The following is a 20,828-nucleotide window of genomic DNA, read 5'->3' on the forward strand; positions in this document are numbered from 1 at the left end:
CGTGTCATGGAATCATTGTCCACCCTGCGCGATCACGGCGCGCCACGCGGCAAGCTCGCCTCGCTGGTGATCGTGCTGCTTGCGCAAGTGGCCGCGATGGGCGTCTGGTTTTCGTCGACGACCGCTGTCGCGCTCATCAAGCGTACGCAGGCGATTGCGTCCGGCGACGAGGCGATGCTCACGGGCGCGGTGCAACTGGGCTTTGTCGCCGGTACCGTCGTGTCGGCGACGCTCGCGCTGCCGGATCGGTACGACTTGCGCAAGATCTTTGCGGCGTCGGCGCTGGTGGCGGCGCTCACGACCGGCGCGCTCGCCGTGTTGCCGCCGACGGGGCCGGTCGCCATCGGCCTGCGGCTGCTCACGGGGATTTGCATGGCTGGCGTCTACCCTGTCGGCATCCGGCTGGTGGCGACGTGGGCGAATGCCGATCTCGGATTGCTGATCGGTCTGTTGGTGGCGGCGCTGACGCTGGGCTCGGCCAGCCCGCACCTGGTCGGCGGCTTGCCGGATCTCGACTGGCGCTGGGTCTATCTCGCCGCGGCAACGCTCGCCGTGCTCTCCGGCGTCGCCATTGGCTTTGCCCGCATCGGCCCGAACATCAAGCGCGCCTCGCGCGTCGATTTCTCGAAGGTCACGCAGGCATGGCGCAACCCGGCCGTGCGTCTGGCGAATCTCGGTTATCTCGGTCACATGTGGGAGCTATACGCCATGTGGGCGTGGCTCGGCCTGTTTCTGCAATACACGCTCGGTGCGCATGGCGTCGCGAATTTCCACGAGACGGCGGAAGTGCTGACTTTCGCGGTTATCGCGTTCGGTGCGCTCGGCGCCTGGGCCGGTGGTCTGCTGGCGGACCGGATCGGCAGAACGCGGGTCACCATCGGCGCGATGGCGCTCAGTGCGACGTGCGCCGCCGTGATCGGATGGTTGCCCGGTGCGCCGCTTGTCGTCGTGGTGGGCGTGGCGTTCGTGTGGGGTTTCTCGGTGATCGCGGATTCGGCGCAGTTCTCCGCTGCCGTTGCCGAGCTGGCGGACCCGACCTCGGTCGGCACGCTTCTCACCGCGCAAACCTGCGTGGGCTTTCTGCTCACACTCGTGAGCATCCGGCTCGTGCCGGTGATCGTAGCGCATCTCGGCTGGGGCGCCGGCATGAGCGTGCTGGCCATCGGTCCGGCGCTGGGCTGCGTCGCGATGTGGCGCTTGCGCCAGCGCCCCGAATCGCAGCGCATGGCCGGCGGCAAACGATAGTGCGTTCGTCCTTTTCTTCAAGTTTCTCGAGACGTTGACATGAATTCCTACCCAGACATCAAGATGCTGATCGGCGGACGGTGGCGCACTGCGCCCGGCCAGCCGGTGATGAATCCCTCCGAGGATACGACTCTCGGCACGGTGCCGGCAGCAACGCTCGCCGACCTCGACGATGCCCTCGCCGCGGCCCAGCAAGGTTTTCGCGTGTGGCGGCGTACGTCGCCTGCGCAGCGCGCGGAAATCATGCTGCGCGCCATCGCATTGCTCAGGGAGCGGGTGCAGAGCATTGCCTTCGCCATATCGCTGGAGCAGGGCAAGACGCTCGCGCAGGCGCACGCCGAAGTGCTGCGCGGCTGCGATCTGATGACGTGGGACGCCAACGAAGGCAAGCGGTTGTACGGGCGGGTGATTCCGGCCGAACCGGGCATGCGTCACACTGTCGTGCGCGAACCGGTGGGGGTCATTGCGGCGTTCACGCCGTGGAATTTTCCGATGAGTTCCCCTGCCCGCAAGGTCGGCGGGGCGCTCGCTGCCGGTTGCGCGATCATTCTGAAGGCGGCGGAAGAGACGCCCGCCGGTGCTGTACTGATGGCTCAGGCGTTCCAGGACGCGGGACTGCCGGACGGCGTGTTCAATCTCGTGTTCGGCGATCCGGCAACGATTTCGTCGCATCTGATCGCCAGCCCGGTCGTGCGGGGTATCACATTCACCGGCTCGACCCCGGTCGGCAAGCATCTCGCCGGACTTGCGGCACAGCATATGAAGCCCGCCATTCTTGAGTTGGGCGGGCATGCCCCGGTCATCGTGTGCGACGATGCCGACCCGGAGGCAGCGGCGCTTGCCTGCGTCAAAGGCAAGCTCAACAACGCCGGACAGGTCTGTGTGGCGCCCACGCGCTTCTTCGTGCACCGAGATGTCTACGACGCCTTCGTGGCCTCGTTCGCGCGTCATGGCGGGGCCGTTCGCGCCGGGCATGCGCTAGCGCCCTCCAGCGACATCGGACCGGTCGTGAATCGACGTCGTTTGGACGCACTGCACGCGTTGGTCGACGACGCCGTGGCGCGTGGCGCACGGGTCGTGTGCGGCGGCGAGCGTTCGGCGGGACCCGGCTACGTTTTTCCGTTCACCGCACTGGCCGACGTGCCGGCCGACGCGCGCGCCATGCAAGAAGAGCCGTTCGGACCGCTGTCGCTCATCGTGCCGGTGGACAGCCTCGACGACGCCATCGCGCGCGCCAACGGCGTGCCCTATGGTCTGGCAGGCTACGCCTTCACGCGCTCGGCCGCGAACGCCTATCGCCTTGGCGACGAACTCGAAATCGGCAATCTCGGCATCAACCATCTGGTCTCGGCGGTCTCGGAGACACCGTTCGGCGGCGTGAAGGAAAGCGGCTACGGCCGGGAAGGGGGCACCGAGGGGCTGGAGTGCTACACGCACGTCAAGAGCATCTCTCACCTGATGGATCCGGCGTAACCCGACGACGGATCTGGCGCGGGGAATTGTGCGTGACACGCTTCGCCGCAGTCGTGACGAGCCGCATGGCGACGGTTTATCGATAAGCCATACGGCCCGACAAGCAAACGGGAACAACCTGGAGACGTACATGCGGTCCATTTATGTTTTAGCACTCCTACCTGTATTGGCGGTTCTGGTAGGACCGTTTTTCGTCAATCGAGTCACGCCCTATGTGCTGGGCATGCCGTTCTTGCTGGCATGGCTGGCCGGTGCGCTGGTGCTGACGTCGGTCGTGATGGCGATCATTTTTTACGCCGATCAGGCGCGCCTTGCGACGGCCAAACACAGCGCCGAAGGAGTCTGAGCATGAATAGTGCATTGATCTTCATCTTTCTGGCCGTGGCGCTCGCGCTGTTTCTCGGCATTCGGGCAAGGCGCGGCAAGGACATGAGTCTTGAGCAGTGGGCCGTCGGCGGCCGGGGGTTCGGCGCAGCCATCGTTTTCCTGCTCATGGCAGGCGAGATCTACACGACGTTCGTGTTTCTCGGTGGCAGCGGCTACGCATACGGCCATGGCGCAGGGGCGTATTACCTGCTCGGCTACGGCAGTCTGCCGTTCATCCTGTCGTACTTCCTGCTGCCGCCGATCTGGCGCTACGCAAAGGAACACGGCCTGATATCGCAGCCGGACTTTTTCGCGTCGAAGTTCAACAGCCGATGGCTCGGTGTGCTGGTCGCCGTTGTGGGCTTCGCCGCCCTCGTGCCTTATCTCGTGCTGCAACTCAAGGGTCTGGGCATCATTGTCAGCGTGTCGTCTTACTCGGCGATTTCCTCGAATCAGGGCGTGCTGATCGGCGCGATCGTGGTCGCGGTGTACGTGGCGCTGTCCGGCGTGCATGGCTCGGCGTGGACCTCGGTCGTGAAGGACGCGCTAGTCATGTTCGTCGCGGTGTTCCTCGGGCTGTATCTGCCGTATCACTACTACGGCGGCGTGGGCGACATGTTCGCGGCCATCGAGAAGGCGAAGCCCGGTTTCCTGGCATTGCGCGATGTCGGGGAAAGCCCCGTATGGATGGTCTCGACCGTGATTCTGTCGACGCTGGGTTTTTATATGTGGCCGCACATGTTCATGGCGACCTACACCGCCAAGCGTGAGGAAGTACTGCGTCGCAATGCCTTCGTGCTGCCGATCTATCAGCTCATGCTGTTGTTCATCCTGTTCGTCGGCTTCTCGGCGGTGCTCGCGGTGCCGGGTCTCACCGGCGGCGACATCGACCTGGCGCTGTTCAAGGTGTCGCTCAAGACGTTCGATCCGTGGTTCGTCGGCGTGATCGGTGCGGCGGGTATTCTCACGGCGCTCGTGCCGGGCTCGATGATTCTGATGACGGCGGCCACGCTGCTCGCGAACAATGTGTATCGCCCGCTGCGTCCGCACTCGAGCGACGCGCACGTGGCCCGCGTCGCCAAGTGGCTGGCCCCGGCAATCATGGCGCTCGCCGTGCTGTTCACGCTGGGCGGCGGGCAGACCATCGTTGCGTTGCTGCTCATGGCCTACGCATTGGTCACGCAGCTCTTCCCGGTGCTGTTGGCCAGTCTCATCGGCAAGCACCTCGTCACGCGTACGGCGGCGTTCGCCAGCATCATCGTCGGCGAAGCGACGGTCGCGTGGGTGTCGCTCACCAGGAAGTCGGTGGCCGCGCTGTTCCCGTTCCTGCCGGACGCCCTCAAGGACCTGAACGTCGGCATCGTGGCGCTGGTGTTCAACGTGGTGACGCTGGTGGCCGTGACCTTGCTCACGCGCCGCACGGCGGGCGCTGCGCAATTGTCGACCGACGCTTCCTGAGGCGTCCAGTCGCCTGGACGGCTTTTGTAACGAAGTGCGCGAGCGCCGGAGACCGGGGCTCGCGCGAAAGACAAGTCATGACGAATTCCCTAGATATTCACCGCATTGCCTTTGTGCAGGCGGGTTGGCACGCCGACTTGCTCGACGGCGCGCGCGATGCCTTCCAGACACGGATGACGGAACTCGGCGTCCCCGCCGCGTGCATCCGTCATTTCGACGTGCCCGGCGCATTCGAAATTCCATTGTTTGCCAGACGTCTCGCGCAAAGCGGGGAATACGACGCCATCGTCGGTGCCGCGTTCGTCGTCGATGGCGGCATCTATCGTCACGAGTTCGTGGCGCAGGCCGTCGTCGATGGTCTGATGCGCGTGCAGCTCGACACCGATGTGCCGGTCTTCTCGATGTCGCTCACGCCGCATCGCTTTCACGGGCACGACGAGCATTACGCCTTTTTCGACGAACACCTGCGCCACAAGGGGCGTGAGGTCGCCGACGCCTGCGTCGGCATGCTGCTTGCACTGGCGAATCTCGCTTCGCCGTGCGCCACCGGAGGATCTCCGACATGACGCATCCGATCGACCTCGACACCTGGCTTGCCGATAACGAAACGGCCCTGCGCACCTTGCGCCGGGACTTGCACGCGCACCCCGAACTGCGCTTCGAAGAACGTCGCACGGCCGACATCGTAGCGGGCTATCTGACGTCGCTCGGCTACACCGTCGAGCGCGGCATGGCGGGCACCGGTGTCGTCGCAAGTCTGCCGGGCAAGGATCCGTCGCGAGGCATCGTGCTGCGCGCCGATATGGACGCGTTGCCGATTCAGGAAGCGAACACGTTCGCGCATGCGTCGTGTCACCATGGCGTGATGCACGCGTGCGGGCATGACGGCCACACGACGATGTTGCTTGGCGCGGCGCACGCGTTGCGCCAGTTGCCGCAACTGCCGGGCTCGGTGCACTTCGTCTTTCAGCCCGGCGAAGAGGGCGGGGCCGGAGCGCAGAAGATGATCGACGACGGCCTGTTCGAGCGCTTTCCCACGCAGGCGGTGTTCGGCATGCATAACTGGCCGACGCTGCCCGCGGGAGAATTCGGCTTGCGCAGCGGTCCGATCATGGCGGCGGGGGTGCGTTTTCGCATTACGATTCGCGGTAAGGGCGCACATGCGGCCCAGCCGCACCTCGGACTCGATCCGATCCCGCTTGCGTGCTCGATGGTGCTTCAGTTTCAGACGCTTGCCGCCCGGCACAAGGATCCGGTGTCTGCCGCGGTGGTCTCCGTGTGCATGGTGCATGCGGGCGACACCGACAACGTCATTCCGGATACCGCCGAACTGCGCGGCACGATCCGCACGCTGTGCTCGACGGTGCTGGGGCAGTTGCAGAACGACATGTGCCGCATCGGCGACGGCCTGGCTGCCGCGTACGGCGCGAGCATCGAGTCCGAGTTCTTCCAGTACTACCCGGCAACGGTCAATACGCGCGAGGAGACGGCGCTGTGCGAGCGGGTCATGCGCGAGACGTTCGGCGACGCCGCCACCCATGCCGACGTGCCGCCGAACATGACATCGGAAGATTTCGGATTCATGCTCGAAGCGAAACCGGGCGCGTACGTACTCATCGGCAACGCGCCGCGCGGCGAGACGGGCGCCGGTTTGCATCATCCCGCTTACGACTTCAACGACGGGATCATCGGCGACGGCATTCGCTATTGGGTTGCGCTGGCACAGGCGTATTACCAGTCGAAATAAATCACCTGTATTTTTTGCTAGATTAACTTCGTTCATTTCGCCGATTGAAACGAAAATAAAGCGAATGAAATTCGGTATTTAGTTTTAATACGCGCAACATCGCTTCGAATCCCCGGAGCCCTTGATACTGCGGGCTTTCGGGGTGCTCCGGCAAATCCCGCATCGTTCGGCTAGAGTGTATTTACGCGTGATTTACATGCGCTTTCGTCGAATCAAAAATGAGGAGATCTGCTGAGATGCGGTTATTGCTATCGCTGCCGTTCATCGGCTTGTTGTGGGTGCCGTTTTACAATCGCGAATTGCCGTCGCTCTGGGGATTCCCGTTCTTTTACTGGTACCAGTTTGCCTGGGTGCCGCTGACCTCGCTGCTGATCTGGATCGTGTTTCGCGATGGTCTGAAGAAAGGGGAAGAGTAAATGGGCGCCGGCATCAACTGGACCGCGCTGGCGGTTTTCGTGTTTTTCTTCGTCCTGGTAACCGTCATGGGGTTCTGGGCGTCGCGCTGGATGGCGGGGCCTTCCCACAAGGGGGCGCATCTGGACGAGTGGGGGCTGGGCGGCCGTAACTTCGGCGCGTGGATCACGTGGTTCCTCGTCGGTGGCGATTTCTACACTGCCTACACCGTGATCGCCGTGCCGGCGCTCGTCTATGCCGTCGGGGCTTATGGCTTCTTCGCGCTGCCGTACACGATTCTCGTGTATCCCATCGTTTTCCTCATCATGCCGAAGCTGTGGCACGCGGCGCACAAGGCCGGTCACGTGACGGCCGCCGACGTTGTCTACGGCCGGTATCAATCGCGTCCGCTGGAATTTGCGATTGCGCTCACCGGCGTGGTGGCGACGATGCCGTACATCGCACTGCAGCTTATCGGCATGGAAGTCGTGATCAGGGCGCTGGGTCTGAGCGGCGAGTTGCCGCTGCTCGCGGCGTTCGTGATTCTTGCGCTGTACACGTATTCGGCGGGGCTGCGTGCACCGGCACTGATCGCCTTCGTCAAGGATCTGATGATCTACATCGTTGTCCTCGTGGCCGTGGTCGTCGTACCCGCGAAGCTGGGCGGCTACGGTGCCGTGTTCGATTCGGCGCGCGACGTGTTTGCGAACAAGGGCGGTGCGACCGGGCTGACGCTCAAGCCCGCACAGTTCCTGCCGTTCGCCACGCTGGCGCTGGGCTCGGCCATGGCGGCGTTCATGTATCCGCACACGCTCACGGGCATCTTCGCCGCGAAGGACGCCAACACGATCCGCAAGAACGCGGTGTTTCTGCCGGCCTACACCGTATTGCTCGGGTTGATCGCGCTGCTGGGTTTCATGGCCTACGCCGCGGGTGTGAAGGTACAGACCAATAACGATGTCGTGCCGGCGCTGTTCAACGGCCTGTTTCCGAGCTGGTTCGCGGGCTTCGCGTTTGCGGCTATCGCGATCGGCGCCCTGGTGCCGGCGGCGGTGATGTCCATCGGGGCGTCGAACCTGTTCACGCGCAACTTCTGGAAGCCTTACGTCAACCCGAATATTTCCAACGAAGGGGAAGCGAAGGTTGCCAAGGTCGTGTCGCTCGTGGTCAAGCTCGGCGCGCTGGTGTTCATCCTGTTCTTGCCGACGCAGTTCGCGCTGGACCTGCAATTGCTCGGCGGCGTCTGGATTCTGCAAACGTTCCCTGCGCTGGTGTTCGGCCTGTTCGTGGGCTGGTTCGGCGCTCGCGCGCTGCTCACCGGCTGGGCGTTCGGCATCGTATACGGCAGTTGGCTGGCGTTCGCCGACGGCATCAAGCCGGTGCACACGTTCACGCTCGGCGGCGACAGGTACTCGATGTACACCGGGCTGATCGCGCTGGCAGTGAACATCGTCGTTGCCGTGCTGGCCAATCTCGTACTCGGCAAGGGTTCGCGCCCGGCGCTGCGCAGCGCATGATCGCGCCTGTTCGGGTTCGAGCGTGATGCGTTACCGGACCCGCAGTCCCCACAGCGCGTCGAGTACGTGCCGGGTCGAGCGTTCGAGCGGCCCGGCGGCGTGCGCAATGCCCAGCTCACGCCACAACGCGGGGCGCAACGCGCGCATGGCGATGCGTTCGTCGTTGTGGGGCGTCGTGGCCTCGTGCGGCAGCAGCGCCGCGCCGTAGCCCGCCGCGACGAGGCTCTTGATCGCGTCGTTGTAGTTCAGTTCGATTCGCGGTGCCGGATGATGGCCGGCCGCGGCGAACCATTCGGTGGTCTGCCGTGACAGGCGCGTCGTACTGTCGTTGAGGATGAGCGGCTGTGCCGCCAGCCAGTCGGGCGTGACGCTTTTCGGGATGGACCAATGCGCCGGCAGGAACGCTCTGACCGGATCGCGACGCCACTGACGGATCGTCAGCCCTTTGACCGGAGGCTGCGGCAGCGCCACCAGACCGAGGTCCAGCGCGCCGCGATGCAACCGGCTCAGTGTCTCCTGAGAGGTGAGAATCGCGACCTGCACATCGATATCCGGGTGGTCGAGACGCAGCGCTTCGAGCGCCTGCGGCAGGATGTGAGCGATGGCGCCTGTCGATGCCCCGAGCCGCACCCGTCCGGCCAGTCCCTGAGCGTGACGTTCGATGTCCTCCAGCGTACGCTCCGCGTCCGCGAGCAGGCGCCGTGCGCGCTCCACGAGCGCTTCGCCCACGGAGGTCGGTCGCACATGTCCGCGCTTGCGCGAGAGCAATTGCGCGCCCACGCGTGTTTCCAGATCCGAGACATGCAGACTGACCGTCGGCGGCGAGAGGTGCAACGCCTGCGCCGCGTCGGCAAACGAACCGCTGTCTGCCACCGCGACAAGGGTCTTCAAACGGTCAAGGCTGATCTCTCTCATAGCGTCGTGTCGATTCAGAAAAATGGAATTTCAGCTTCATGAAATTCAACTTTTTTTATTTTAATCGTGGCGCGAAGATACCACCTCGACAGGTTCTCGACCGATTGATGAGGGTTTCGACATGGCTTCTCCGCTGATTTTTATCGATGGCGATCAGGGCACCACGGGCTTGCAGATTCATGAAAGGCTGTGCGCTCGCACCGACATTGGGCTGATCACGCTGCCGCACGCGCACCGGAAGGATCCGCAGCGCCGCGCCGAAGCCATCAACGATTGCGACATCGCGATTCTGTGCCTGCCGGATGCCGCCGCGCGCGAGGCAGCGGCGTCCGTCGTCAATCCGCGTGTGCGAGTCATCGACGCGAGTTCCGCGCATCGCACGCATGCGGATTGGGTGTACGGTTTTCCCGAAATGGTGAAAGGGCAGGCCGCGCGCGTGGCGAGCGCGAGGCGCGTCTCCAATCCCGGCTGTTATCCGACGGGCGCCGTGGGACTGCTGCGGCCGCTGATCGACGCCGGGCTGATCCCGCGCGACTACCCGATCAGTATCAACGCCGTGTCGGGGTATTCCGGTCGCGGACGCGCCGGTGTCGAGGAGCACGAAGGGCCGAATGCGTCGGGCCGGTCGCAGCATCGCGTGTACGGGCTGGAACTGACGCACAAGCACACGACGGAAATCGAGGCGCATTCGGGCCTGACGTTCCGGCCGATGTTCGTGCCCTCGTATGGCTCGTATCGGCAAGGGATCGTGCTGACGGTTCCCATCGAGACACGTCTGCTCGCGCTGGGCGTCGACGGTGCGACGCTGCACCGCTGTCTATCGGCCCACTATGCCGGTCAAGAGCATGTACAGGTCATGCCGATGGAAGCGCCCGGCGTTGTGAATCAGCTCGATCCGCAAGCTTTGAACGGGACCAGCCTGATGCAACTGAGCGTCTTCTCGCATAAGGGAAACGGCCAGGTTCTGCTCGCAGCGGTGCTCGACAATCTCGGTAAGGGTGCGTCGGGCGCGGCGATTCAGAATCTGGAACTGATGCTCACGCGCTGAGCATCCGGACAGGGTGCGGTGGGCGGGCGACGTTGTTCGGCTACGGCCGGAGCGGGAACGTATCGGCGAAGCTCGACACTACGCGAGAGTGGTCAGTCGCCCCGCAACGCGGCGGTCTGACGTTTCCACAGCGTCCACGGGCGCTCCATCACACCGAGATTGGTTTGCGTGGAGCGCCGGCCTTCCTCCTCATCCAGATAGGTGACTTCGCCGCCGAGTGCGATGGCCTTCGACTGCATGTCCGCATTCAGTTCGGTATAGATCGCGCGGTAGACGGCCGCGGGCAACGACGGCGCCGTGGCCACGAACCCATGCCCGCGCATGAGCGCGACGTCCGAGTCGCCCAGCGACTGCGCGAGCGCCTTGCCTTGTTCGCCGTTGCGCACGAGCATGTCCGTGCAACCGAAGCAGTGCCGGATGTCAAACACCGGCGCGCCGCTGCCGAGAAAGCCCGCCATGTGATACACCGGGCGCAGCCGCACTGACGACGCGGCAAACGGAATGACCGACGGCGAATGGCTATGCACGATGGCATTGACGTCCGGCCGCGCCCGATAGATCTCGCTGTGAATCCACGTCTCCAGATAGCGCTTGCGCGTATCGCCGTCGACCGGCTGGCAGTCGAGGTCGAGCGTGAGGATATCGTCCGGAGAGACGAGTTCGGGAGCCATTGACTGGGCGATGAGGAAATGCGCCGGGTTGCGCGGGTCGCGCACGCTGACGTGGCCGAAGCCGTCGAGGACTTCGTGATGCGCGAGCACGTGGTTCGCCGCGGCGAGGTCTTCGCGCAGTTGCGAGATCGTCATCGCGTCGTGTTCGGTAGCGGCGGGAACATAGGGGGTGTGGGGAGCGTTGGCTTGCATGATGTCGTTGGCTAAGGGGAATCGATGGGAACGTCGAAAAAAAGTGGCGCAGCGCTCGTCACACCCGCACGGCCGCGGCGACTTCCGGCGGGAACAGATCGTCGGCCTGCATTGCGCGATGGCACACGCCCTGCTCGAATGCAAAGCGCAGAAAGGCGTCGAGCGTGACGCGGTTGGGCGCCACGCCGTACGGCCACGGATCGCCGCCGAACATGTCTCGTGCCTGCGCGGCGCGCTGGCTCATCCACGGCAAGGGAAAGTGTGAGCAGGTGATGTCTTCGAGCCGCGCAAGACTCGCGTCTTTCGCCTGCGTGAAAGCCTTCACGAGGTTGTTTGCGATCCATCGGTTTGCGGTGAAGACCTCGCGGCGCATCACGATCAGATGCATGATCGGGAAGATGCCGGTGCGCGCGAAATAGTCACGCTCGGCCGTCTCGAAGTCCGGCAGCAGACGCACGATCGCCGATTCGCGACCGGCCGGCGGTGCGGGCGGACGTGCGCTCAGGATCGCGTCGATCTCGCCGTCGAGCAGCATGGCCGTGAGCGACCTCTCGGGCGATGGGCGGTAGCGCACGCCTTGCGGCACTCGCACGGCGACCTTCTCGCGGCGTCCCGCCTGATTCACACCGCCTTGCACCCACTCGACGTCGGTCAGCGCCACACCGTGATCCTGCGCGAGCCAGCCGCGCGAGTAGACGGACGCTGTCTGCGCCCATTCAGGCACGCCCATGCGCTTGCCGCGCAGGTCCGCGGGCGACGACATGGACGTGTCCGAGCGCACGTAGAGCGACGACAACCGGAAGACACGCGAAGGAAACACCGGCAAACCGATCAGCCGGTCGTCGCCTTGCGAGCGCAGCGACGCGTACTTGGCGAGCGACATCTCCGAGAGATCCCACTCCTGAAAATGCGTCGTGCGGTAAAAGATCTCTTCGACCGGTAGCACGGACGGCACGAGGTCGATGCCTTGCGCCGCGACGCGACCGTCGAGCAGATCGCGCACGTGGTCGTAATCGTTCACCGCGAGTGAAAGGGTCAGTCTGTTCATGAAGCGTTCCGATGCGAACGAGGAAGATCAATGGCCGAACGCGGGCGCTTTCGGCAGGTTTTCGGGGCGTGCGACGAGGAACACGAGCGCGGCGGCCGTCACGAGCGCGGCGCCGAGCACGAAGAACATGGTGCCGGCGCCGCCCGTCGCCTGTTGCAGCACGCCCGCAATGGCCGGGCCGCACATCGCGCCGACACGCGCGATGCCGAGATACAGACCGACGCCCGTGCTGCGGATCTCGGTGGGATAACTCACTGCGACGAGATTGTTGAGCACTGTCTGTGTGCCGATGACGAACATGCCTGCCACCACGATGCCCACGAACGTCACCGAGCCGCCTGTGATGGTGGCGAGCACGCCGATGGCGGCCGCACCGCACAACCACGCGAGCGACATGGCCAGACGCCGGTTGCCGATGCGGTCGGCGAGCACGCCCGTGAGCAGGCTGCCGAACGCCGACGCGAAGACGAGCAACGACCCGTACGCGAAGCTCGTCGAGAGGTTTTCACCGCGCTTGAGCATGATGGTCGGCAGCCAGCCGGACAGGCCGTACGACGAGAAGAGCGAGAGCGCGCCCATCGACCAGAGGCAGATCGTCTGGCGACGGAACTCGGGCGAGAAGAGAGCGGCGACGGACCCGGCTTTCACGCCCGCGTCCGGCGATGTGAAGGCCGCATTCGCAAACTCGGCGGCACGCGCGGGCCATAGGCGGCTCAGTTGGGCTCGCACCGCTTCCTGGCGTCCCCGGCTGGCGAGAAACGACACCGACTCCGGTAGCGCGAATTGCAATGCGAGCGCCAGCACGACCGACAGGGCGCCCACGTAGTACATGCTCTGCCAGCCGTATTGCGGGATCAGCCACGCGGCGATGAAGCCGGAAGCCGTCGCGCCGCCGATCCAGCCGCACGAGAAGAACACGATGGTGAAGACATTGGCGCTGCGCCTGGGTGCGATCTCGTTGATGTACGTGACGGCCACCGGCATGAGCAATCCCAGCGAGATACCCATCACGAAACGCAATCCGATGAAGGTGCGCAGGTCGTGTGCGAACAGGGCGATGGCGAGGCTCATCCCCCCCGAGAGCCAGATACCCGCGAGCAGAACGCGACGGCGTCCGATGCGATCGCTGAACGGACCCGAGACGGCCGAACCGGCGGCGAATCCCGCGAGTCCGCATGACAGCAGCACGCCGATCCGGCTCGGCGAGAGACGCCACAGCGCGCTCACGTCATGCACGATGTACGCGGCATTGTAGAGATCGAAGCCGTCGAACAGCAGGATCAGCGCAAGCAATGTTGCGAGACGGTAATGGAACGCCCCGAGCGGGGCGGATTGCAGCGCGTCGCGAACGTCGATGTGTCCGGACGCCCGCGAAGAGGGGGCCTGAGTCATGCGTTGTCTCCGAAGGGGCGACCTGTCGAGCGCGGGCCGGACCCGGTTCGCAGTGTCTTTGTGATGTACGCGGAGACGACTTTACTGAGCGATTTTTCATTTATCAATATTGATTTTTAAAGTCAATATGAATGTGGCATGATGTGCCGCAAAGCCGTCGCACGGCGACCCAATCGACCTGGGAGATCCACGAGAGAGACGATGACGCAGCAAACCGATCTGATGACACGCGAGGAGGTGCTCGCGCTACTCGACATCAAACCGGCCACCCTCTACGCCTATGTGAGCCGGGGATTGATACGCGCGCGACCTCACGAGGATGGGCGCAAGCGTCTTTATCTGCGTCGCGACGTGGAGCGCCTTGCGACGCGCAAGCGCGGGCGCGCACCGACCGGTGCGGTGGCGGAGTCGACGATGCGCTTCGGCGATCCGGTACTGCACTCGGCCATCACGCAAATCACGCCGCATGGCCCGCGCTATCGCAACCGGTTGGCCATCGAGCTGGCAAGCGGCGGGGCATCGTTCGAATCGGTCGTGCATTTGCTGATGACGGGCATCTGGCAGGACAGCATTGCCGACTGGCCGATGCAGGAGACACCGGCAGACGTGTTGCGTTTCCTCTCGACGTACGAGGGCGAAGTCGCGAGCGCGGACATCGGCAATCTGCTCGGCATGGTGCCCTTTGCGCTGGCCATGCACGGGCGCGGCGCCCGTGAGCTGGCGGACGGCACCGCTGTGCAGGCCGCACGGGCGATGCTGCATTGCATGGTCGGATGTGTGGGGTTTCTCGGACCGCAGCAACGGTTCGTCGCGCGCGGGCGCAACGAGAACGTCGCTGCGCATTTGCTGCGCGCGGCCGGCAGTGCCGTCACGCCCGCGAGGCTGCGCGCGATGAATGCGGCGCTCGTCGTGCTGGCGGATAACGAGTTGGCCCCGGCGACATTCTCGGCGCGCGTGGCGGCGTCCACCAATGCGGATCTGTTCGGCTGCGTGGCGGCGGCCATCGGCTCGCACATCGGCTTCACGACCGGCACCAGCACGGAGAAAATCGAGACGCTGCTGTTCTGCGAGCCGTTCGACGCGCTCGACACGCGCATCGGCCGCGTGCGCGAGTACGGTGCGAGCCTGCTCGGCTTCAATCATCCCCTGTATCCGGGCGGCGACGCGCGGGCCGACCTGATGATGCAGATCGCGGGCGAACTCATGAACGATACCGGCGACGACACGATTGACGACGCATTGCGGGAACGCACACGTCTGACGCTCGACTTTCTCGAGCGCATGCGCACCGAACTCAATGCCCATGCGGGTCTGGCCACGGGGCTGGTGGCGCTCGCCCGCGCGCTGCGCCTGCCGGACGGCACCTCGACGGCCATGTGGATCATCGGGCGCTCGGCCGGCTGGGTCGCCCATGTCATGGAGCAGCGCACGCAAGCCTTCATGCTGCGCCCGCGCGCCAAGTACGGGCTCGGCGCGTAACAAAAAACTCACGTAAGACTGCTGGCCTGCCAGGAGCGACGTCTTTGCTCACACCGGCCGAACGGGCGCAATTGCGAGCGGACCGCTAAGCGGCGACGGGCCGCCTGCGGCCCGTCGTCAATGCATCGGCTCGGACGGCGTTTCGTTCTCGAACGTGCGAAAACGCCAGCCGAACCACACCGCCAGCATCCGGATGACGAAGCCTGCCACGAACCCGACGCCCGTCGCCACACCGTTCGGCACCCCGAAATGCAGCATGGCGACATACATCGCCCCGCCAATGACGGCCACGCTCGCATACATCTCCCGGCGCAGCACCAGCGGCACCTGCCCGCACAGCAGGTCGCGCAGCATGCCGCCGCCGACGCCCGTGAGCACCCCGGCGAGCACCACGATGACCGGACTCGTGCTCACGGTCATGCCGATGTCGCACCCCAGAATCGTGAAGGCGGCCAGCCCGATGGCGTCCACGGTGATGAACGTCATGCGCAGCTTGTGAACGTGGCGCGCCACGATGGAGGCCAGCGTCGCCGCACCCAGCGTGAGCAGCAGGTATTCCGGATGCGCAATCCATACGAGCGGATGGCGCCCGAACAGCACGTCGCGGATGGTGCCACCGCCGAGCGCCGTCACCATGCCGACGAACGCCAGCCCGAAGCGGTCCATGCCACGCTGCATCCCCATGATGGCCCCCGACATCGCTTCCGTGACGATCGCGATCAGGTATAGCGCGTAGAAGATTTCCGTTTTCATGATGTTCCTTGCAGTGCCGGGCGAATATATCACTTCAGGCGTTTTGGACGCCGTTTTGCCGCGTCTTCCCGCCTCGGCCTGTCATTTGTACAAGTTCTCGCGGCCTGCGCGCGATGCGACACTGCTGTCGACGAAACGACAAATGGGGAGAAGCGGCCCCGAATGCCGCTCAAACCCCTTAAACTCTCAACCTCTCAAGATCTTGCGGGTATCGCCAAATTCGTTCCATGGTCCAGTTCATTCGCCGCCGGCCGTATCTGGTCACGAGCCTCGCCGTGCTCGTCGTTCTCGTGGCGCTCGGCATCCGCAGTCTCACAGCCCCGAAGCCGCCCCAGTACCTGAGCGCCAAGGTCGAGCGCAGCGATCTCGAGAACACCGTTCTTGCCACGGGCACGCTTCAGGCGTTCCAGCAAGTCGACGTCGGCGCGCAGGTCAGCGGGCAGTTGAAGACGCTCAAGGTCAAGCTCGGCGATAAGGTGACGAAGGGCCAGTGGCTCGCGCAGATCGATCCGGTGCTCGCACAAAATGCCTTGCGCCAGGCCGAAGCCGACGAGCAGAACCTTCAGGCGCAAAAGCGTTCGACGGCAGCGCAGTTGAAGCAGGCGGAACTGGCGTTCGCGCGGCAGCGTCAGATGCTGCCCGACGACGCGACGTCCCGGCAGGACTACGAATCGGCGCAAGCCACGCTCGACATGCAGCGCGCCACGCTCGCCGGTCTCGACGCGCAGATCCGCCGCGCCGGGGTGGCCATCGAGTCGGCGCGTGCCAACGTCGGGTACACGCGCATCGTCGCGCCCATCGACGGGCAGGTCGTCGCCATCGTCACGCAGGAAGGCCAGACCGTGATCGCGCAGCAACAGGCCCCGGTGATTCTGAAGCTCGCCGACATGGACACCATCACGGTGAAAGCGCAGGTTTCCGAAGCGGATGTGATTCGCATCTCGCCGGGCCAGACCGCTTACTTCACGATCCTCGGCGATCCGGACAAGCGCTACTACGGCAAGCTGCGCGCCATCGAGCCCGCGCCACAGAACTTCCTGGACACGCAGAGCGCGCTTGGCGGCGGCGCAACGCGCAACAACACTGCCGTGTTCTACAACGCGCTGTTCGAGGTGCCGAACACGGACCATCGCCTGCGCATCTCCATGACCGCGCAGGTCAATGTGCTGCTGGGCACGGCGAAGCAGGCGCTGAGCGTGCCGGTGGCGGCGCTGGGCAAGAAGATCGGCCCGGATCGTTACGAAGTTCGCGTGCTGAGCAAGGACGCCAGGGACGGCCGTGCCGTGACGCGTCAGATCGTCACCGGCCTGAACAACAACGTGCGCGTCGAAGTGCGTGAAGGACTCACGGCGGACGAGCGCGTCGTCATCGGCGAGGCGGGCGATGCTGCGCCGGCGCAGGCGGAAGCCTCATCCGGCTCCGCCCGATAATTGCCGTCGAGGATGTCGAGCGTCATGACCCACGCCTCTCACACCACGCCCCCGCAGGGGTATTCGCACGATGCGCCGCCATCCGGGGGCACCGTCGGCGACGGCCCGCACCCGATGCTCGAACTCGCGGGCGTTACCCGGCGCTTCCCGGCGGGCGAGCACGACGTCACGGTCTTGCGCGACGTGCATCTGAGCATCGAGGCGGGGGAGATTGTCGCGATCATGGGGGCGTCGGGCTCGGGCAAGTCGACGCTGATGAACATTCTCGGATGCCTCGATCATCCGAGCGAGGGCAGCTACCGGGTGGCCGGGCGCGAGACTCGCGATCTGGATGCCGACGCGCTGGCGCAATTGCGTCGAGAGCACTTCGGCTTCATCTTCCAGCGCTATCACCTGCTGCCGCACCTCGACGCCGCATCGAACGTCGAAATGCCTGCCGTGTACACGGGCACGCCGCATGCGGCACGTCGCGAGCGTTCGGCCATGCTGCTCGAGCGGCTTGGGCTCGCGCAGCGCACGGCGCATCGTCCCAACCAGTTATCGGGCGGCCAGCAGCAGCGCGTGAGTATTGCGCGAGCGCTCATGAATGGCGGTGACGTCATTTTGGCGGACGAGCCGACTGGCGCACTCGACACGCGCAGCGGCCGCGAAGTGATCCGCATTCTCAAGGAACTCAACGCGCTGGGGCACACCGTCATCATCGTGACGCACGACGAACAGGTGGCGGCGCACGCGCGCCGCATCATCGAGATTCGCGACGGCGAGATCGTGGCCGACCGGACCAACACGCCGGCGGAAGTCGAGCCGGACACGGCGCCTCCTGACGAGAGCGCCGAGGAAGTGGCCGGGGCAGCGGCATCGGCCGCATCGGCGAACGATTCGGCGTCGGTGGACGCGAGCCATGGCGGGGCGATTGCGCCGCGCCGCTGGACAGGCGGCATCGACCGGTTCGCCGAGGCATTTCGCATGGCGTGGATCGCGTTGATCTCGCACCGCCTGCGCACGTTCCTCACGATGCTCGGGATCATCATCGGCATTACTTCGGTGGTCTCCATCGTGGCTATCGGTGAAGGCGCGAAGCGATACATGCTAGCCGAAATCGGCAGCATCGGCACGAACACGATCAACATCTACCCCGGCAAGGACTGGGGCGACAATCGGGCGACGGCCATTCAGACGCTTGTGCCGGAAGATGTCCACGCGCTCTCGGAGCAGATCTATGTGGACAGCGCAACGCCGGAAACCGCGCGCAGTCTGCTGCTGCGCTACCGCAACATCGATGCAAGTGCCATGGTCACGGGCGTGGGCGAGCATTTCTTTCAGGTGCGCGGCCTGAAGATCGGGCAGGGCATCGCGTTCGGGCCGGACGAGGTGCGTCGTCAGGCGCAGGTGGCCGTCATCGACCAGAACACGCGGCGCAAGCTGTTCGGCGCCAACCCGAATCCGCTGGGCGAAGTGATATTCGTGGGCAATCTGCCGTGCGTGGTGATCGGGGTGACGGTCGAGAAGAAGAGCGCATTCGGCGACACGAAGAGCCTGAACATCTGGGTGCCTTACACGACGGCGGCGGGGCGTCTGTTCGGTCAGCGCAACGTCGACAGCATTACGGTCCGGGTGCGCGACGGTCAGCCGAGCAAGGCAGCCGAGAAGAGTCTCGAGACGTTGATGACGCAGCGTCACGGACGCAAGGACTTCTTCACGTACAACATGGATAGCGTGGTGAAGACGGTGGAGACGACCAGTCAGTCGCTCACGCTGCTGCTCTCGCTGATCGCCGTGATCTCGCTCGTGGTGGGCGGCATCGGCGTGATGAACATCATGATCGTGTCAGTTACCGAGCGTACGCGGGAAATTGGGATTCGGATGGCGGTCGGCGCGCGACAGAGCGACATCATGCAGCAATTTCTCGTGGAAGCCGTGATGGTGTGTCTGATGGGCGGCGCGATCGGGATTGCACTGTCCTTCGGGGCAAGCTTCCTGTTCTCGCTGTTCGTCGAGAAATGGAAGATGGTGTTTTCGATGGGATCCGTCGTCACGGCGTTTCTGTGTTCGACGCTCATTGGCGTGGTGTTCGGATTCATGCCCGCACGAAATGCGGCGCGGCTGGATCCGGTCGAAGCGCTTGCTCGCGATTGAGGGATGGCTAGATGACCCGAAAGATTTTCACTGCTCGCAGATTGTCCGACTCGATGGCTTCGTCTGCTTGCTCCGCTTCGTTCGCGGCTTGTGCGCCCTCGGCCTCGCCCGTGTTGTCGCGCGTCTTGTCGCCCGGCCGCTGCGTGCTCGCGCTGGCGAGCGCGGCGGCGCTGCTTGCCGGGTGTGCCGGCGTGCGTCACGACCCGCTGCCGGCGATGTTTGTGCCGGCGCAATGGGCAGGCGCGCCGGCGGCCGGTGGCGCGTCCGGTACGACGGCCGATGCCGGCGCTGGCGCCGCGATTGCGCCCGAGTTCTGGCGGGCCTTCGGCGATCCGGTGCTCGACAAGCTCATTGCCGATGCGCTGGCGCTCAACAACAATCTCGCCGCGGCGGGGATTCGCGTCTATCGCGCGCAATTGCAGGCCGGGCTGGCGGATACGAATCTGACACCGTCAGTGACGGTGGGCGGCACCGGCACCGTGTCCCGCACGCTCGATAAGCACGTAATGGGACGCAATGCCACCTTGCAGGCAACGGCCTCTTACGAGCTGGACCTGTGGGGCAAGCTCGCCGCGCAACGCGACGCGGCGCGCTGGGAGTACGAGGCGACCGGCGCCGACCGCGAGGCCGCGCGTCTGTCGTTGATCGGCACGACGGCGCAGCTTTACTGGACGATCGGTTTCCTCAACGAGCAGATCGCCAACACGCAGAGCAACATCGTCTACACGGAACGCATTCTGGCGCTGGTGCGCTCGCGCTACGCGGCGGGGGCCGTCTCGGGACTGGACGTCGCGCAGACCGAGGGAAATCTGGCGGACCAGCGCGCCACCCTGACACAACTGGTGCAGCAGCGCACCGAGAACCGTAACGCGTTGGCGATTCTGTTCGACCGTGCGCCGGAGCAGGCGGCCGCCGAACCGTCCGAATTGCCGAGGCAGGCCCTGCCGGTCGTGCCGCCCGGGTTGCCGGCCGCTTTGCTGGGCCGCCGCCCGGACTTGCGTGCGTCGGAATGGCGTCTGCGCGGCACGCTCGCCAACGTCGACGTCACTCGCACGAGCTTCTATCCGACGTTCACGCTCACGGGCCAGTTGGGGACGACGAGTACGTCGCTGGAGCGTGTCTTGCAGAACCCCGTAGGATCGCTCGGTCTGGGTCTGGCGCTGCCCTTCATCCAATGGAATACGATGCAGTTGCAGATCAAGGTGTCGCAGACGCAGTACGAGGAGGCGGTCGTGAACTTCCGCCAGAGTCTCTACACGGCGCTGAGTGAAGTCGAAAATGCGCTGTCCGCACGGGAGCAACTTACGCGCGAAAGCGAACAGCGCGCCTTGTCGTTAGCGCAGGCGCAGCGTGCCGAGACGCTGTTGCGCTCGCGCTACCGGGCGGGGGCCATTGGGGTGCAGCCGTGGTTGGAGCAGCTTCGCCTGTTGCGTGCGGCGCAGACCGCCGAGGCGCAGACGCGTTTGAATCGCCTGAACAATCGCATGGCGCTGTACAAGGCGCTCGGCGGAGCGGGGAGTATGTCGGACCTGACCCCGGCCCGCGCGGGCTGAAGCTGCCGGGGC

General features: G+C 64.8%; 18 protein-coding genes. 13 read left to right on the forward strand and 5 right to left on the reverse strand.

Annotation, left to right across the window (positions count from 1 at the left end):
* Positions 1-6: 6 nt before the first annotated feature.
* The 8 genes from AB870_RS06415 (at position 7) to mctP (ending at position 8,199) form a co-directional block, all read left to right on the forward strand.
* On the forward strand, positions 7-1,245 hold the full coding sequence (locus AB870_RS06415; protein WP_047907374.1) for an MFS transporter: 1,239 nt from the start codon (positions 7-9) through the stop codon (positions 1,243-1,245).
* A 39-nt stretch (positions 1,246-1,284) separates the two neighbouring features.
* Positions 1,285-2,718, forward strand: a complete 1,434-nt coding sequence (locus tag AB870_RS06420; RefSeq protein ID WP_047907375.1) for an NAD-dependent succinate-semialdehyde dehydrogenase — start codon at positions 1,285-1,287, stop codon at positions 2,716-2,718.
* A gap of 130 nt (positions 2,719-2,848) precedes the next feature.
* Positions 2,849-3,064 (forward strand): DUF3311 domain-containing protein, encoded by a 216-nt coding sequence (locus AB870_RS06425; RefSeq protein ID WP_047907376.1) that lies wholly within the window; start codon positions 2,849-2,851, stop codon positions 3,062-3,064.
* Positions 3,065-3,066: 2 nt separating this feature from the next.
* On the forward strand, positions 3,067-4,542 hold the full coding sequence (locus AB870_RS06430; protein ID WP_047907377.1) for a sodium:solute symporter family protein: 1,476 nt from the start codon (positions 3,067-3,069) through the stop codon (positions 4,540-4,542).
* Positions 4,543-4,619: 77 nt separating this feature from the next.
* Positions 4,620-5,108 (forward strand): 6,7-dimethyl-8-ribityllumazine synthase, encoded by a 489-nt coding sequence (locus AB870_RS06435; RefSeq protein ID WP_047907378.1) that lies wholly within the window; start codon positions 4,620-4,622, stop codon positions 5,106-5,108.
* Positions 5,105-6,289 carry a M20 aminoacylase family protein gene (locus tag AB870_RS06440; protein WP_047907379.1) on the forward strand — a complete coding sequence of 395 codons (1,185 nt, stop codon included), beginning with the start codon at positions 5,105-5,107 and terminating at the stop codon, positions 6,287-6,289. Before AB870_RS06435 ends, AB870_RS06440 begins: the two co-directional genes overlap by 4 nt.
* Before the next feature lie 236 nt (positions 6,290-6,525).
* Positions 6,526-6,705, forward strand: a complete 180-nt coding sequence (locus AB870_RS06445) for a DUF3311 domain-containing protein (RefSeq protein WP_047907380.1) — start codon at positions 6,526-6,528, stop codon at positions 6,703-6,705.
* Positions 6,706-8,199, forward strand: a complete 1,494-nt coding sequence (gene mctP / locus AB870_RS06450; RefSeq protein WP_047907381.1) for a monocarboxylate uptake permease MctP — start codon at positions 6,706-6,708, stop codon at positions 8,197-8,199.
* Between the two features lie 30 nt (positions 8,200-8,229).
* Here the strand turns inward: mctP and AB870_RS06455 are convergent, their stop codons facing one another.
* Entirely contained in the window at positions 8,230-9,114 is an 885-nt protein-coding gene (locus AB870_RS06455; protein ID WP_047907382.1) for a LysR family transcriptional regulator, read from the reverse strand.
* Between the two features lie 121 nt (positions 9,115-9,235).
* Here AB870_RS06455 and argC point away from each other — a divergent pair, with 121 nt between their 5' ends.
* Positions 9,236-10,162, forward strand: a complete 927-nt coding sequence (gene argC / locus AB870_RS06460; RefSeq protein ID WP_047907383.1) for an N-acetyl-gamma-glutamyl-phosphate reductase — start codon at positions 9,236-9,238, stop codon at positions 10,160-10,162.
* A 92-nt stretch (positions 10,163-10,254) separates the two neighbouring features.
* Here the strand turns inward: argC and AB870_RS06465 are convergent, their stop codons facing one another.
* The 3 genes from AB870_RS06465 to AB870_RS06475 all read right to left on the reverse strand — a co-directional run bounded on the left by AB870_RS06465 (position 10,255) and on the right by AB870_RS06475 (position 13,465).
* Positions 10,255-10,968, reverse strand: coding sequence for a class II aldolase/adducin family protein (locus AB870_RS06465; protein WP_047908879.1), 714 nt, complete (start codon positions 10,966-10,968; stop codon positions 10,255-10,257).
* Positions 10,969-11,083: 115 nt separating this feature from the next.
* Positions 11,084-12,073: a substrate-binding domain-containing protein gene (locus AB870_RS06470; protein WP_047907384.1), complete on the reverse strand. Its 990-nt coding sequence runs from the start codon at positions 12,071-12,073 to the stop codon at positions 11,084-11,086.
* A gap of 27 nt (positions 12,074-12,100) precedes the next feature.
* Positions 12,101-13,465 (reverse strand): MFS transporter, encoded by a 1,365-nt coding sequence (locus AB870_RS06475; RefSeq protein ID WP_047907385.1) that lies wholly within the window; start codon positions 13,463-13,465, stop codon positions 12,101-12,103.
* Positions 13,466-13,666: 201 nt separating this feature from the next.
* Here AB870_RS06475 and AB870_RS06480 point away from each other — a divergent pair, with 201 nt between their 5' ends.
* Entirely contained in the window at positions 13,667-14,944 is a 1,278-nt protein-coding gene (locus tag AB870_RS06480) for a citrate synthase (protein ID WP_237170072.1), read from the forward strand.
* Positions 14,945-15,061: 117 nt separating this feature from the next.
* On the opposite strand, the gene AB870_RS06485 is transcribed toward AB870_RS06480, so the two are convergent.
* Complete coding sequence (locus tag AB870_RS06485; protein WP_047907386.1) at positions 15,062-15,697, reverse strand: trimeric intracellular cation channel family protein; 636 nt, start codon at positions 15,695-15,697, stop codon at positions 15,062-15,064.
* A gap of 227 nt (positions 15,698-15,924) precedes the next feature.
* Between AB870_RS06485 and macA the strand changes: the two genes are divergently transcribed.
* The 3 genes from macA to AB870_RS06500 all read left to right on the forward strand — a co-directional run bounded on the left by macA (position 15,925) and on the right by AB870_RS06500 (position 20,816).
* Complete coding sequence (macA, locus tag AB870_RS06490; RefSeq protein ID WP_047907387.1) at positions 15,925-17,127, forward strand: macrolide transporter subunit MacA; 1,203 nt, start codon at positions 15,925-15,927, stop codon at positions 17,125-17,127.
* Between the two features lie 114 nt (positions 17,128-17,241).
* The gene (locus tag AB870_RS06495; protein WP_047908881.1) at positions 17,242-19,263 is read left to right on the forward strand and encodes a MacB family efflux pump subunit; all 2,022 of its coding nucleotides are present in this window, start codon (positions 17,242-17,244) and stop codon (positions 19,261-19,263) included.
* Positions 19,264-19,376: 113 nt separating this feature from the next.
* Entirely contained in the window at positions 19,377-20,816 is a 1,440-nt protein-coding gene (locus AB870_RS06500) for an efflux transporter outer membrane subunit (RefSeq protein ID WP_418303998.1), read from the forward strand.
* Positions 20,817-20,828: the final 12 nt, after the last annotated feature.

It is taken from the genome of Pandoraea faecigallinarum, from assembly GCF_001029105.3.
In the GTDB taxonomy this organism is placed as follows: Bacteria; Pseudomonadota; Gammaproteobacteria; order Burkholderiales; family Burkholderiaceae; genus Pandoraea; species Pandoraea faecigallinarum.